This is a genomic window from Pengzhenrongella sp., from assembly GCF_036565025.1.
GTDB lineage: Bacteria > Actinomycetota > Actinomycetes > Actinomycetales > Cellulomonadaceae > Pengzhenrongella.
On the sequence record NZ_DATCNW010000067.1, the window covers coordinates 20,287 to 34,978 of the forward strand.

Here is a 14,692-nt window from a genome sequence, read left to right on the forward strand (position 1 = left end):
CTTTTGCCCGTATGGTCGATGGTGGCGTCTTCGCCGACCCGCCGGCCCGCCGCCGGCACCACGCACGGGAAAGGCCCGCCCGTGCGCGATGCCGCCGCCGCCCCGATCCGCACTTCCCTGCATGACATCGCCCTCGACCGCGAGCGCATGCGGCGCCGCCGGGTCTACCGCCTGGCCGCCGTCGTCATCGCGATCGAGGCGTACTTCATCGTCACGATGCTCACTGGGCACTCGGCTGTCCCCGCCATGCCGCCGGTCGACCCGCTCGTCGTCGCTCCCGCGCTGTTCTTCGCTGCGCTGCTCGCGATGCTCGTGGGCTCGCAGGTGCTGACCGGCCGGTCGCCGCACCTGACGTACCGGCCGGAGCAGGTCGACGTGACGCTCGACGACGTCGTCGGCATCGATCCGATCAAGGAGGACGTGCGTCGCTCGATCGACCTGTTCCAGACCCACCGCCGGTTCGCGGACCAGATGGGCGGGACGGCGCGGCGCGGGCTTCTGTTCGAGGGACTGCCCGGGACCGGCAAGACGCTCACCGCGAAGGCGATGGCCGCCGAGGCGGGCGTGCCGTTCCTGTTCGTGTCGGCAACGTCGTTCCAGTCGATGTACTACGGCGCGACCGCCAAGAAGATCCGTGCGTACTTCACCGCGCTGCGCAAGGCCGCCAGGGCCGAGGGAGGGGCGATCGGCTTCATCGAGGAGATCGACGCGATCGCGATGAGTCGCGGCGGGGTCTCGGGCGCCGACGACGACGCGTGGCTGGGTTCGGCGGGCCCGTCTCCGCGGTGGCACGGCGGCATGCGCGGAGTGATCCGCAACGCTGTGATCAGCGAGGGGACGGGCGGCGTGGTCAACGAGCTGCTGGTCCAGATGCAGTCCTTCGACCAGCCCGCGGGTCTGGCGAAGTTCGGCAACGCCCTCATCGCGAGGGTGAACCTCTTTCTGTCCGCCGACCGGCAGATCAAGCAGAGCAAGCCCGTCCGCGCACCGATCCTGCTGATCGCGGCGACCAACCGCGCCGACTTCCTCGACCCCGCCCTGCTGCGCCCCGGCCGGTTCGACCGGCGCCTGACGTTCTCGACGCCGGACGTGCACGGCCGCCGCGCGCTGGTGGACCACTTCCTCGCCAAGCGCGCGCACGACGTCGAGCTCGACGACCCGAAGCTGCGGGACCGGGTCGCGGCCGCGACGAACGACTGGACGCCGGTGATGATCGAGCACCTGCTCGACGAGGCGCTGGTCAACGCCTTGCGCCGCGGCGCCGCACAGATGTCGTTCGAGGACATCGAGCACGCCCGCATCACCGAGATGGTCGGCATCGGACAGCCTGTCGCGTACACCTCCGCGGAGCAGACTCTGATCGCCACCCACGAGGCCGGGCACGCCGTCGTCGCCTGGCTGGTCGCGCCGAACCGCACCCTGGAGGTGCTCACGATCGTCAAGCGCGGCGGGACCCTCGGGCTGCTCGCGCACGGCCAGTGCGAGGAGGTCTACACGCAGTCGGCCCACGACCTTCGCGCGCTGGTGCAGATCGCGATGGGCGGGCTGGTGGCCGAGGAGCTGTTCATCGGGCAGACCTCGACCGGGCCGGCGAGCGACCTCGCCGCGGCGACGCGCACGGCCGCGCAGATGGTCGGAGCCGCGGGGATGACCGGCTCGCTCGTGTCGTTCATGGCGACGGGGCAGGACCTGGTGACGTCGGTGCTCGGCGACCCGGCGGCCCGGATCCAGCTCGAGAAGGTGCTCGACGACGCGCACGAGAGCGTGTTCGGGCTGCTATCGCGGCACCGGTACCTCGTCGAGGCGCTGCGCGAGGCCCTGCTCGAACGGCACGAGCTGATCGGGGTGCAGATCACCGACGTGCTCGTGGCCGCACGGGACGCGCACGAGGATGTCCAGGACTCTGGGCGGGTGTCGGTGGCCTGAGGCCCCCGTCCGGGGCCCGGAGGCGAGCGCTGGAGGGCGCCAACCTGAGGCCGCGGTTTTGGGAAGGTTTGGATCGTCTGTCGCGCAGATCGTTCCCATTCGTGCTCCGGAGTCCGCTCAACTCACGATGTCCTTGCGCTGGAACCGCCACCAGGCGAGCGCGAAGAACACCGCGGAGTACACGAGCGCCAGCCCGGTGCCGCGCATCATGTCGTCCCACACGACGCTCGGCCCGAGCGCGTCCAGCCATGAGTACTGGAAGTGGGTGGGCAGGAAGTGCCGGTAGGGGTCCAGGGCGGTGATCGAGTCCAGAATGTTGGACACGACAACGAGCATCACCGCCCCGCCGACGGCGCCGAGCGGTGCGTCGGTGAGCACGCTGAGCAGGAACGCGAGCGCCGCGACCAGGAGCGACTGGACGCAGGAGTAGCCCACGACGATGAGCAGCCGCGTGAGCGCGGTGCCGGTCGTGAACGTCCCTCCCAGTGGTGACTGCCCGGGCGCCCAGCCGAAGGACACCCCGCCGACCAGGTACGACCACGCCGGCAGGAGCAGGTTCACGCCGACGGTGAAACTGAGGGCGACGATCAGCTTCTGGCGCAGCAGCCGCGCGCGCGGCACGGGGATCGCCAGCAGGTAGCGCAGCGAGGACCAGCTGGCCTCGCTGGCCACGGTGTCGCCGCAGAACAGGGCGACCATCACGACGAGCAGGAAGCCGGCCGAGGCGAACTCGGTGAACAGCGCGAAGTTGGTGGCTCCCGTGGTGGCCAGCGTGACGAGCGCCGAGCCACCCCCGCCCCCGCCACCGCCCTGCCGGCCCGAGCCGCCGTCGCCGGTTGCCGAGCTGACATGGAAGGCCAGCGCGATGATCACCGGAAGCACCAGCAGGACGAGCCCGGCGATCTGGGTGCGCCGTCGGCGCATCTGGCGCACGAACTCCACCCGCACGCGCAGGGTGCGCTCGGGCCGGAAGCCGGTGTCGCGCACCTCGGCCAGGTCCGTCAGCAGGTCGTGGGCCCCGCGCCTGGTCGGGGCGGGGCGTCCCTGCGGACCGGGGTCCGTGGGGGATTGCGTCATTGATCCGCCCCTACCATTTCGATGAAGATGTCTTCCAGCGACCGGCGCGCCGGCACGGTCCGGGAGTCGACCCCGGCGGCGGCCAGGATCTCCCGCGCGGCCTCCGGGTCGGCCACCGCCAGCTGGGTCGCGCCCGCGCCGGCGATCTCGGCCACCGACCCGACCGCGACGAGTCGGCCCTTGTGCATCATCACGACGTGGCTGCAGGTCTGCTCGACCTCGGCCAGCAGGTGGCTGGAGATCACGACGGTCCGCCCGGTCGCGGCATAGCTGCGCAGCACCTCGCGCATCTCGGCGATCTGCAGCGGGTCCAGGCCGTTGGTCGGCTCGTCAAGCACCAGGAGCTCGGGCAGCCCGAGCATGGCCTGGGCGATCGCAAGCCTTTGGCGCATGCCCTGGCTGTAGGTCCGCACCCGGCGCTCGAGCGAGTCGCCCAGGCCGGCGATCTCCAGGGCGGTCTCGAGCTCGGAGTCCTGCGGTGGGCGGCCGGTCGCGGCCCAGAACAGCCGGAGGTTGTCCCGCCCGGACAGGTGCGGCAGAAGGCCTGGGCCCTCGATGAAGGACCCGATCCGGGAGAGCACCGGGGCGCCGGCCTCGACCAGCTCGCCGAACACGTGCACGCTGCCCGACGTCGGTTGGATCAGTCCCATCAGCACCCGCAGCGCGGTGGTCTTACCCGCGCCGTTGGGGCCGAGCAGCCCGACGACCTGGCCGCGCTCGACGCGGAAGCTCACGCCGTCCACCGCCCGGTAGCCGTCGCCGTACTCCTTGACGAGGCCCTCGATGGCCACGGGCGTGCCGGACAGCTCGGCCACCACGGCCCGCCGCCGACGCCGTCCGCGCCGGCCCGCCGCGAGCAGCGCGCCGGCGATCAGGAGCGCCATGGCGCCCAGCCCCGCGATCAGCCAGCTCCAGGGTGTGCCGGCCCGCACGACCTGCCCGTCGACGCTGGCGACCGACACCGACGTTCCGACCAGGGCGATCGAGTAGCTGCGCGGCGAGCTCGGCAGCGCATAGGCCAGGTCGGTGGTCCCGACCTCGAGGGCGAGGCGATGCCCGGCGGGCAGGTCCCGCACGACGCCGGGCAGCGCGACGCGCACGGTCCTGGGCACCCCGGGGGTGAGCCCGGTGAGCCGGATCGGCGCGACGAGCCCCTCGGGCAGGGTGTCGGTGCCGTCCGGGGCGACGTCGTGCAGGGACGCGAACAGGGTCGCGTCGGTGGCCCCGTGTGCCGTGACCCGCAGCGCGACCGTGGAGGACCCCGCCACGAGGAGGCTGCTCGGGAGCGGCCTGGAGGTGAAGGTCGCGACCTGGCCCGGGGTCGCGCTGATGCCCTGGGCGCCGGCGCCGAGCAGGTCGCCCAGGCCCGGGACGGCGGTGACCGCGGCGGGGTTCCCCCCGGCGGGCGCGTTGACCGTCTGGGCACCGCCGACGACGGCGATCGGCTGCGTCGACGCGCCGGGGTAGCCGCGGTCGACCCGCAGGCTCTGGGCCACGTTCTGACCCGTGGCCGAGGAGATCCCGGCGCCGGGGACCGCGACGTCGAAGGACGTGTCCGCCCGGCCGCGGTGGAGCAGCACCGGGGCGAACCAGTCGTCGAGGTACCCCACCTGGTCCGACGTCGAGGTTGCGCCGTCGTGGCCGCCGGTTCGCCAGATCATCTTCACGCGGGTGCCGCCGGCGGCGATCCCGCGAGCGTTGGCGTCCGCCTGGCCGAGGGGGAACAGCGAGTCCTGCTCGCCCTGGCTGAGCAGGGTCGGGGCCTTGATCTGGGTGAGCACGCGGGCCGGGCTGGAGGCCTTCAGCAGTGCCAGGATCGCCGGGTTGGGCTCGCCGGCGCTGGCCGCGCGCTGGTAGGCCGCGCACAGGGCCGGGTCGAACCGCCCGCACGCCCCGCCGGTTTCCTTCAGCGCGGAGCCGAACAGCTCGCCGGCCCACAGCTTCTTGAACACCCCGGGCTGGCCGCCGGCGGCATTCGGGAAGAGCGCCTGGGCCAGATCGTTCCAGGTGATGTCGGCGGCGACCGCATCCACGCGGTGGTCGTCGGCGCCAAGCAGCAGGGCCAGGGCGCCGCCGTAGGACGAGCCCGCGACCGCGACCCGCGGATCACCGGGGTCGTCCTTCGTCACCTGGGGGAGCGTCGCGAGGTAGGAGGTCAGCAGGCTGGCGTCGGCGACCTCGTACGCCGGTGCGTCGAGATGGATCAGCCCACCCGAGCGGCCGAAGCCCCGTGCGGTGTAGGTCAGGACGACGTAGCCGCGCTGGGCGAGGGAGCGCGCCTGCGAGGCGAGGTCCCGCTTCGTCCCGCCGAACCCGTGCGCCAGCAGGATCGCCGGCGCGGGCGTCTTCGCCGGAAGGTAGGTGGTGGTGTCCAGCCGGACGGGCGCGCCGGACTCCGGCGTGCCCGTGACGAACTGCGCGCGGGCGGCGATGGCGGGGGTCGATCCCGACACGCTTGCGATGATCGCAACCGCCGCCACCACCACCGCGACGACCGCCACCAATCGCGCCCGCCCGCGAGGGCGCCTCACGTCGCAGAGGCAACGCGGTCGAGGGCATCAAGGCCCAGTGCGGGGACCAACGGCATGGCGCGATCATAGTGAGCGGATCTGTGGTCGCCTCGGAGCCCGGGCCGGCCCGGGCCAGGGTCGGCCGGTGCGCCTGACGTCGAGGTGGGCGGTGCGCCTGACGTCGAGGTTGGCGGTCCGCCTGGTTTCTTGATTGATTCCAGAAGATGGGACATACTCCGGCTGGTGCCGAGTACTCCGGACGTCGAGCAGTTGTTGCGCGGGGCCGCGCTGCGTGTGACGCGCCCACGGGTGGCGGTGCTGACCGCGGTGTACGGGCATCCGCACGCCGACACGGACTCGATCATCGCCGTCGTGCGCGGCGAAATCGCCTCGGTGTCCCATCAGGCGGTGTACGACGTGCTGCGTGTCCTGACAACCGCGGGTCTGGTGCGGCGCATCCAGCCGTCCGGCTCCGTGGCGCGCTACGAATCGCGGGTCGGGGACAACCACCACCACGTCGTGTGCCGGTCGTGCGGTTCGGTGTCCGACGTCGATTGCGCCCTCGGCGCCGCCCCCTGCCTGACCCCGAACGACGACCACGGCTTCGCGATCGACGAGGCCGAAGTCATCTACTGGGGGCTGTGCCCGGAGTGCTCGACCGCACCACGTTCTGCGAACTCCCCCTGAAGACGGAAGGATTCCCCATGCCTGACAGGCCTGATGCAGTCGTCGGTGAGATGAACGAGGAGCGCGACGCGAGGTGCCCGGTCGCGGGAGTGACCGACCGAGACCCCCAAGGCACGTCGAACCGGGACTGGTGGCCGAATCGGCTGAACGTGAGCGCGCTCCACCAGAACTCCGCCAAGTCCGATCCCCTGGGCGTGGAGTTCGACTACGCCGAGGAGTTCAACGCCCTCGACCTCACGGCCGTGAAGAAGGACCTCATCGAGCTGATGACGTCGTCGCAGGACTGGTGGCCGGCCGACTACGGCCACTACGGTCCGCTCTTCATCCGGATGGCGTGGCACAGCGCCGGCACCTACCGCATCAGCGACGGTCGTGGTGGCGCGGGGTCCGGCATGCAGCGGTTCGCGCCGCTTAACAGTTGGCCCGACAACGCGAACCTGGACAAGGCCCGCAGGCTGCTCTGGCCGGTCAAGGCGAAGTACGGTCAGAAGATCTCCTGGGCTGACCTGATGGTCCTCGCCGGAAACTGCGCGTTGGAGTCGATGGGCTTTGCCACGTTCGGGTTCGCCGGCGGGCGAGCGGATGTCTGGGAGCCAGAGGAGATCAACTGGGGTTCCGAGGCCGAATGGCTCGGAGACGAGCGCTACACCGGTGACCGGGACCTCGAGAAGCCCCTCGGTGCCGTTCAGATGGGCCTCATCTATGTGAACCCGGAGGGGCCGAACGGCAACCCGAGCGCGCTCGCCGCAGCGAAGGACATCCGCGAGACGTTCGCTCGCATGGCGATGAACGATGAGGAGACCGTGGCGCTCATCGCCGGCGGCCACACGTTCGGCAAGACCCACGGCGCGAGCGATCCCGACAAGCACGTGGGCCCCGAGCCCGAGGCCGGCGCGCTCCAGGACATGGGGCTCGGCTGGAAGAACAGCTTCGGCACCGGCAGCGGTGACGACACCATCACCAGCGGGCTGGAGGGCGCCTGGAACTCCACCCCCACCACGTGGGACAACAACTTCCTCGAGACCCTCTTCGGCTACGAGTGGGACCTGACGAAGAGCCCTGCCGGAGCGTGGCAGTGGGTGCCGACGGACCCCGCCGCGAAGAACGCCGTGCCGGATCCCCACGATCCGGGCAAGACGCACGCCCCGGTGATGCTCACGACGGACCTCGCCCTGCGGATGGACCCGATCTACGAGCCGATCTCGCGCCGCTTCCTCGCGAACCCGGGCGAGTTCGCGGATGCCTTCGCGCGGGCGTGGTTCAAGCTGACGCACCGCGACATGGGACCGATCTCGCGGTACCTCGGACCGGAGGTTCCCCAGGAGTCGCTGTTGTGGCAGGACCCGGTGCCTGAGGTCACGCACGAGCTGGTCGGGGCCGACGAGATCGCGACCCTGAAGGCGATGATCCTCGCCTCGGGTCTCTCCGTCTCCCAGCTGGTCTCGACCGCGTGGGGCTCGGCGTCGACGTTCCGCGGCTCCGACAAGCGCGGCGGCGCCAACGGTGCGCGTATTCGTCTTGAGCCGCAGAACGGGTGGGAAGCCAACGACCCGGCCGATTTGGCGAAGGTGCTGTCGACCCTGGAGGAGATCCAGCAGGGGTTCAACGGCTCCCAGGCCGGCGGGAAACAGGTCTCCCTTGCCGACCTGATCGTGCTGGGAGGTTGCACAGCCATCGAGCGGGCGGCGAAGCGCGCCGGGAACGACGTCCGGGTTCCCTTCGCGCCCGGACGTACGGACGCGTCTGCGGACCAGACCGACGTGGGGGCCTTCGCGGTGCTCGAGCCGACCGCGGACGGGTTCCGCAACTACCTCGCCAACGACCACCGGCTCCCGGCTGAGCACCTGATGATCGACCGGGCGAACCTGCTGACGCTGACCGCCCCGGAAATGACGGTCCTCGTCGGTGGCCTCCGGGTGCTGAACGCGAACGCTCAGCAGTCCGAGCTCGGCGTGCTCACCACACGGCCCGAGTCGTTGACCAACGACTTCTTCGTGAACCTGCTCGACCAGGGCACGACCTGGCAGGCGACGTCCGAGTCTCAGGAGACCTTCGAGGCCCGCGACGTCGTCACGGGCGAGCTCACGTGGACCGGCAGCCGCGCTGACCTCGTTTTCGGGTCGAACTCCCAGCTCCGTGCGCTCGCGGAGGTCTACGCGGCCGACGACGCGCAACCGAAGTTCGTTCGCGACTTCGTCGCCGCGTGGAACAAGGTCATGAATCTCGACCGCTTCGACCTCCGCTGATCTCGACGTCCAGGTCGGCCTTCACCGGCCGGCCTGGACATCCCGTGGTGGACCGGTCGTGCTGCGGAGCACGAGCGTGGCCGGCGTCGCGATGTCGACGCAAGGTGCCGCTGGGTCTTCACGTCGCCGGCCTATCGCGGCGAGGGTCTCCGACGCGGTGCGTTCGGGGTCCTGGCGCACGGACGGCCGGCTCGCGCTGCACGTGCTCGAGGCCCTCGTGGCCACCGAGCGCTCGGTCGCCACCGGAACCGCGGTGGAGGTCACCAGCCGGGTCGAGCCCGCCCAACTGCTGCCGACCGGATGGCGCACCGATGTGCCCGACGCCGCCGCGACCCGCCGCGAGCCGGCCGTGCAGGAGGTGCCGGCGTGAGCGCCGCGACGTTCCCCGCGGCCCCACCGGACCGCGCGCTCGCGCCCGGACAGCGCTGCCGCGTGCGCGTCGCCGACCTGGACGGATCCTGCCTGACGGTGTGGGAGGGCGACGACCTGCTGCTCGAGGCGCCCAACTGGGACACCGACGACCGACTGGTGCTCAACGGCGACGGGCGGCTGTGGGAACTCCCCGCGGACGGCGGCCCGCTGGTGCCCATCGACGCCCCCGGGCTGCCGCCCGTCAACAACGACCACGTGCTCTCGCCAGACGGCACGACCATCTTCGCGTCCGCGAACGACTGGCACCTGTGGGCCGTCCCGCGTGCCGGCGGCGTCCCTCGCCGGGTCACCGCCGACGACGGGCGAATGCACTTCCTGCACGGTGTCAGCCCGGACGCGACCACCCTCGCCTACGCAGCACTCGTCCCCGAGGGCGAGGACTGGTGGGCGCACGCCGACCTGCGCCTGGTCGGTGTCGATGGGACCGGTGACCGCGCGCTGACCTCGTCGCCGCGTCCCGACGACGGGCCCGAGTTCTCGCCCGACGGGCGTTGGGTCTACTTCAACACCGAGATGTTCACCCACGCCCCCGGCCACGCCCAGATCGCACGCACCCGTCCCGACGGGACGGGGGTGGAACGACTGACCCACGACGGGCGCGTCGACTGGTTCCCGCACCTGTCGCCGACCACGACGTACGCGACGTACCTGAGCTACCCGCCCGGCACGATCGGCCACCCCGCCGACCTGCCTGTCCAGATCTGCCTCGTCGAGGGAGACGACTGGGACGCCCCGGTGCGCCGAATCGAGCTGTTCGGCGGCCAGGGCACGCTCAACGTGAACAGCTGGTCGCCCCGCGGTAACCGCTTCGCCTTCGTCGACTACCCGATGGCGGCGCACGCGACGTGAGCGCCGGCGCCGTTCTCGACGTACCAGCCGCCCTCGTGCCGAGCCCGCTCATGGCGTGGGTGACGAACGGGTGCACCGTTGTGCCGGTGAAGTCGTGGGCCTCGGTGAAGGTCGACATGATCATCGGCGCTCGACTGTTCCAGATCGGGCTGCCAAGCAGCACCGTGTCGTACTGCTCGATCGAGGAGAGCGGGTTCGCAATCGCCGGTCGCGCATCGGTGTTCTGCTCGCGGGAGTTGCGGGCCACCGTGGCGTCGTAGGCGTCCGGGTTCGTGTCGGTCGCCTCGATCCGGTGGACGTCGCACCCGATCAGCTCACTGATCATCCCGAGCGACTGATCGACTCGATGGCGACGACACCGGCCTACGTGCGCGACACCCGGATGGATATTCTCGCGGCGAACGCGCTCTCCCGGGAGCTGCACGCACCGGTGTACCGGTACGCCCAGCACACCGACACCGCGCCGAACTCGGCGCGGTTCGCGTTCCTCGACCCCGCCGGGCGGGACTTCTACCCGGACTGGGACAAGGTGACTCACGACTGCGGCGCCGTCCTGCACGCGGCCGCCGGTCGCAACCCGTACGACAAGCTGCTGTCCAACCTCGTCGGTGAGCTGTCCACGCGCTCGGAGACGTTCCGCGCCCGGGACCGCCGCGGCCGACGGCCTGGCTCTGCTGGCCTCGCTCGCCGCGACGCGCCACGAAGAGCTGACCGGGTCGGGGTCGTGACCCGGCACGTGTTCGCCCAAAGCGAGCAATTGACCCTCTGAGAGCGAGGCGTGCAAGCCTGATCCGCATGACCGCGATCGGCGACTTCCTCAACCAGGTGGTGCCCACCCTCGTCCGGGTCGCACGTCGGCCCGGCGAGCTGCTACTGCGCTGGGCCGCGGCGGAGATCGGCGTGTTTGCGCTTTTCGGGCTCCTCCTGGGGCTGACGGGCACCGGCGGGAGCGCCTGGGTGCCGCTCGTGCTGGCGGGTTTCCTCGCCGTCCCGGTGGTCGTCCTCGCGGTGCGCCGCGAGCGGCTCCAGGCACAGACCCAGGGCCTCGAGCTGCACCGGACGATCTCGGCGAACGGGACGTCGCTCGTGACCTACGGTGCGCGACCTTCGAGCGGCGGTCCTCCGCAAGAGGAGCTCGACACGCTCAACGGCGCCTTGGCGGAGGGCGCGCTGCGGACGGCGCGCTACTTTCCGCGGATCGAGGCGGCCCAGCGCGCCGGCGTGCGCGCCGCCGGCGGAGTCGTCAACGCGCCCTACCTGCGCGACGACCTCCGGGTCACCTTCGTGGCCCTGCTCGGCACGCTCGCAGCCATCCCGCTCGCGGCGCTCGGCGTGGTGATCACCCTGGTGCTGCTGCTCTCGTCCTGAGCTCCGCCGGCCCGAGCGTTGTTGAGGTGCTCGTCGCGCCCGCGGTGGGCCTGATCGCGATCAACGTCGCGTTCCAGACGGGGTTCTGCGCGTTCGTGCTGAGCAACTACATGAAGACCATCCCGGCCCAGATCTACGAGGCGGCCGACGTCGACGGCGCGAGCGTCTTCCGTCAGTGGTGGCCGACTTCAACCTGCTGTCCGCCGGTTCGGTGATCGCGGTGCTCCCGACCCTGATCGTCTTCTTCGCGCTGCAGAAGCAGGTCGTGTCCGGCCTGACCCTCGGCGCCACGAAGGGCTGAGCACCCAGCCGGACGTCGTGCCGGTCAGTCGCTGCCGTCCGGCGGCCGGGGTCGCCAGCCTTTGGTGTGGATCCGGCAGTGACCTGGCGAGTGCGCGCTGACCTGCGAGCGACCGCTGAACACGACGCGGGCGAGCCAGCGCGCTCGGCGTCGCAAGATCAGCGCGGCGATGGCGATGACTCCCGCGGCACGCGGCCACAGCGGGGCGGGCCAGTTGTCGTGGACCGGCGCGTATCCGCCGCGCGACAGGCCGGCGTCGCGCTCGAAATGGTTCCGGGAGCCGGGAAAGAACGTCCCATCGGTGACGTACGCGAGCGGAAACGCAAACGGTCCGGCGAAGAACGACCCCAGGGCCCACTGGTCCACGTGCCGGGACTCGTGTTCGCCGAGCCCGGCCTCGTCGACGCGGACCTGGGTGATGTTCGGTCCGTGGTTCGGGTAAGGGCCCTGATTAGCGACGCCGTAGCCGTTCACACTGAGGGCACCCCGCGTCGGATCACGGGGAGGCATCCACGCCACGAACACGTCTCCGAGCGTTGACCCGCCGCCACTGGTGCGGGGTGGAAGCCAGGACATCACCAACAGGGGCGGTCCAGAGCACGACTCCATGCCCAGCGCCAACCCGGCGAGAACTCCGACCCCACTGACCGGGGCCACCAGGACACTTCGGATGATCCGCCACGGCACGGGAGGCGCGATGTTGAGCATGGGTTGCGGACGGCTGGTGCCGCCGGCAGTGACGTGGGCTTGGCACGGGATCTGGGGGGCGATCAAGGTCTGAATCCGCCCTAGGGATCCCGCGATGAGGAGCGTCGCCACCGCGAACACCGCAACGTTGCGAACCCGCTGATGGGCCGCGCAGGTTCGGCAGCTCGCGGCCCGACGCAAACGACCAATCCGCAGCCGCGGCAGCGACCAGATCAGCCCGGCCAGGCCGAAGCAGATGACGCAGGCGAGGAGTCGAAGGCCCGGGCGCGCGCGACGCAAACTGCGGACGACGCTTCCACCCATTGACGGCCCCAAGCGATCAGTCCCCTTGCCCCGAAATCGTATCCGGCCGGTCAACCGTCTCTCTCCGGCGCACCGGCCCACACCGAGCCGCGCCAGGTACCGCCCGTCCAGGCCGTCCCGGCGGTGGCGGCCGGTGCCCAGGCCGGTCGACCTCGTCGCCGTCTGGGTGTACGCGGGGACGCTGCCTTTGCGAGCAGCTGAACGGCCCGCTGGACATTGAACTGCCCAGCTCCCTGGACAACGCTCGGGTCGTTCAGGACCCAGACGTTCTGGGCTCCAGTGCTCCGCTCGACGTTGAACGCGGACCCCAGTTATGTCACGTGAGCCAGCGATGCACGGACTTCTTGCGCGCCGACTTCCACGCCCTCAGGAAGTGCCGTCGGATCTGCTTTCCTCGGGCTTCTTCGAGCGCGTGCAGGCGCCCATAGGTGAACGCCGTGCCAGAGTGGGGCGCCTCACGGGCAAGTTCTAGCAATCGCTGACGCGTGACGACGGAGTCCCGGTGCTCCCCTAATTCCTCTTGCATGCCTTCCATCACGGCGGCGAACGCGGTGGCGGGCTTGCCGAATGCGCTGCTCACCGACTCTGCGGCGTACCGGGCTCGCTTGGAAGCTTTTCGTGCTTCGTGCAGCAACTCTTCGCGTTTGGCGCCTCCCGGCCGGGCGTCCGCCTTGTCCATCAGGTGGCGAACCTTCGCATAGCTGCGGGCGACAAGTGGTGGGAGGGCTTTCCTGGCTGGTCGGTCGGCCTTCTTCGTCGATGGGGGACTGTCGACGAGTTCGTCCAGGGCTGTCAGGAGGGTGCGGTAACGCGAGCTGTCGAGGTCGGCGAGCACGCGATCGTGGGCCTGCCGGTAAGCCAGCTCCATCTGCGTATCCATGTCCTGCGTGACTGCGCCGAGCAGTTCGTCTGCGTTTTCCGCCTCGATTCCTCGGCGGAGTCGCTCGTGCATGACCTCCGCGTCGCGGGCTGCGCCAAGCTCGCCCGCGAGCCACTTGAGCTCATCGCGCAGCGGACCGATGGTGTCATCAACGAAGATCGGCTTGAAGGTAGTGAGCGCGCTTCGCAGTCGCCGGGAAGCAACGCGCATTTTGTGAACGCCTTCGGGTGCGTCCAGTCGAACGAGCAGGTCCTGGTTCCGCAGTTCTTCAGCCTGCTCGCGGAGGTGGGCGACGACCACGGCCGAGGCGGACGACTTCACCGACAAGTCCTTCCTCCTGCCCTGTCCCGGGACGTTCGCATCATCGGTCAAGGAGTCGAGGAATTGGTCCAGGTTCGAGGCGTTGTCGCTCGTGGCAAGGCCTGCTTTGCGCAACCGAGCATCCACGACCCCGAGGAGGGCGCGATCGCCCTCGACGACGCGGACGTGAATCTTGCGCCACGCGGTCGTGATACTCGACGGCTCCTTGGAGCTCTCCGGTGTCAATAGGCGGTGCGCGCTGATCAAGTCGTCCGTTACCTCCGCGAGCACCTTGCCCGTGCGCTGGACGAGACGGCGCGATGTCCGCTGGGTCTCGATCCGGGCTACCGGAACGAGCGCGGCACCCCTGCTTCGCGCCAGCACCATGTTCCGCAATGGTGCTGGCACGGTGCGTGCGGCCCGACCGAGCTCGAGGCGGGCATCCGGGTTCGCGCCGTCTCCCGCCTTGACGATCAATTGCCAGCCGGTGTCGGCGCCCCCGGTGCTGCGTTTCAACGTTACGTCCGCGGCGGCGAGGCGAAGGTCGGCAGTGTCGAAGTATGTCGAGCCCAATCGCTCGCGCACGACCTCTTCATCCACGTGGTCGACGTCGCGTGGTGGCGACACCTCGCCTGGGTCGCCTGCGATGAGTTCGGTCAGGCTCGGCAGCTCAAAGGCTGGGTCCGCGTCGTAATTCGCTTCGACTTCTCGATGCTCGTTGGGCATCTACTAGTTTTACCGCGAATGGATTGCGTTGGCACGGTCGCTGCCGGTTCGTTGTCGAACTTGCCGCAGAACTGTTCCTGGAGCACCAATCAGGCTCGCCCGAGGCGGCCCAGTCGTTTCGGCCGAAGCTCAGTTCGAGGCGAGGACGCGCGCGCGGGCGCCAGAGATGCGTGCCAGGGCTTCCCGCAATGGACGTAACTTAAGGTCCACGCAGGCGGGATCCAGAGGAGGATCCCCGCTCGGGGGACCTCGGGGGCCAGTTTTGGGAAGGATGTGTGCACTGGGCGAGCCAAATCTTCCCAAAACCGGACTGCCCAAGCCTGCGCGCGGGCTCGGCAGGCTTCGGTGCCGGGCTTTTGGGAAGAATGTGTGCGTCTGG

The 14,692-nt window shown here is 70.2% G+C and carries 13 protein-coding genes; 8 read left to right on the forward strand and 5 right to left on the reverse strand.

The window, feature by feature from the left end; translation table 11 throughout:
- The first annotated feature begins 18 nt into the window (after window positions 1-18).
- A complete protein-coding gene (locus VIM26_RS03610; protein ID WP_331948970.1) occupies window positions 19-1,926 on the forward strand; it encodes an AAA family ATPase in 1,908 nt (635 codons plus the stop codon).
- Between the two features lie 117 nt (window positions 1,927-2,043).
- Here VIM26_RS03610 and VIM26_RS03615 read toward each other — a convergent pair whose 3' ends face one another.
- Both VIM26_RS03615 and VIM26_RS03620 read right to left on the reverse strand, forming a co-directional pair.
- A complete protein-coding gene (locus VIM26_RS03615) occupies window positions 2,044-3,003 on the reverse strand; it encodes an ABC transporter permease subunit (protein ID WP_331948971.1) in 960 nt (319 codons plus the stop codon).
- Window positions 3,000-5,456, reverse strand: a complete 2,457-nt coding sequence (locus VIM26_RS03620; RefSeq protein ID WP_331948972.1) for an alpha/beta fold hydrolase — start codon at window positions 5,454-5,456, stop codon at window positions 3,000-3,002. The genes VIM26_RS03615 and VIM26_RS03620 overlap by 4 nt, the downstream gene beginning before the upstream one ends.
- A gap of 300 nt (window positions 5,457-5,756) precedes the next feature.
- Here VIM26_RS03620 and VIM26_RS03625 point away from each other — a divergent pair, with 300 nt between their 5' ends.
- Genes VIM26_RS03625 through VIM26_RS03640 form a run of 4 tightly spaced genes read left to right on the forward strand, consistent with a single transcriptional unit; the run spans window position 5,757 to window position 9,727 of the window.
- Complete coding sequence (locus VIM26_RS03625) at window positions 5,757-6,200, forward strand: Fur family transcriptional regulator (protein WP_331948973.1); 444 nt, start codon at window positions 5,757-5,759, stop codon at window positions 6,198-6,200.
- 17 nt (window positions 6,201-6,217) lie between these two features.
- On the forward strand, window positions 6,218-8,446 hold the full coding sequence (katG, locus tag VIM26_RS03630; protein WP_414696437.1) for a catalase/peroxidase HPI: 2,229 nt from the start codon (window positions 6,218-6,220) through the stop codon (window positions 8,444-8,446).
- A gap of 58 nt (window positions 8,447-8,504) precedes the next feature.
- Window positions 8,505-8,816, forward strand: coding sequence for a hypothetical protein (locus VIM26_RS03635; protein ID WP_331948974.1), 312 nt, complete (start codon window positions 8,505-8,507; stop codon window positions 8,814-8,816).
- The gene (locus VIM26_RS03640; RefSeq protein WP_331948975.1) at window positions 8,813-9,727 is read left to right on the forward strand and encodes a hypothetical protein; all 915 of its coding nucleotides are present in this window, start codon (window positions 8,813-8,815) and stop codon (window positions 9,725-9,727) included. Before VIM26_RS03635 ends, VIM26_RS03640 begins: the two co-directional genes overlap by 4 nt.
- Here the strand turns inward: VIM26_RS03640 and VIM26_RS03645 are convergent.
- Window positions 9,651-10,052 carry a flavodoxin gene (locus tag VIM26_RS03645; protein ID WP_331948976.1) on the reverse strand — a complete coding sequence of 134 codons (402 nt, stop codon included), beginning with the start codon at window positions 10,050-10,052 and terminating at the stop codon, window positions 9,651-9,653. The two genes, VIM26_RS03640 and VIM26_RS03645, sit on opposite strands and share 77 nt — an antisense overlap.
- Here VIM26_RS03645 and VIM26_RS03650 point away from each other — a divergent pair.
- The 3 genes from VIM26_RS03650 to VIM26_RS03660 are packed head-to-tail and all read left to right on the forward strand — an operon-like array spanning window position 10,020 to window position 11,310.
- Window positions 10,020-10,496 (forward strand): hypothetical protein, encoded by a 477-nt coding sequence (locus VIM26_RS03650; protein WP_331948977.1) that lies wholly within the window; start codon window positions 10,020-10,022, stop codon window positions 10,494-10,496. The genes VIM26_RS03645 and VIM26_RS03650 overlap by 33 nt on opposite strands.
- Window positions 10,497-10,522: 26 nt before the next feature.
- Window positions 10,523-11,095 carry a hypothetical protein gene (locus tag VIM26_RS03655; RefSeq protein WP_331948978.1) on the forward strand — a complete coding sequence of 191 codons (573 nt, stop codon included), beginning with the start codon at window positions 10,523-10,525 and terminating at the stop codon, window positions 11,093-11,095.
- A 26-nt stretch (window positions 11,096-11,121) separates the two neighbouring features.
- Window positions 11,122-11,310, forward strand: a complete 189-nt coding sequence (locus VIM26_RS03660) for a hypothetical protein (protein WP_331948979.1) — start codon at window positions 11,122-11,124, stop codon at window positions 11,308-11,310.
- A gap of 110 nt (window positions 11,311-11,420) precedes the next feature.
- On the opposite strand, the gene VIM26_RS03665 is transcribed toward VIM26_RS03660, so the two are convergent.
- Together VIM26_RS03665 and VIM26_RS03670 are read right to left on the reverse strand one after the other, a co-directional pair.
- A complete protein-coding gene (locus VIM26_RS03665; RefSeq protein WP_331948980.1) occupies window positions 11,421-11,870 on the reverse strand; it encodes a hypothetical protein in 450 nt (149 codons plus the stop codon).
- An 853-nt stretch (window positions 11,871-12,723) separates the two neighbouring features.
- Complete coding sequence (locus VIM26_RS03670) at window positions 12,724-14,313, reverse strand: CYTH and CHAD domain-containing protein (protein WP_331948981.1); 1,590 nt, start codon at window positions 14,311-14,313, stop codon at window positions 12,724-12,726.
- Between the last annotated feature and the right edge of the window lie 379 nt (window positions 14,314-14,692).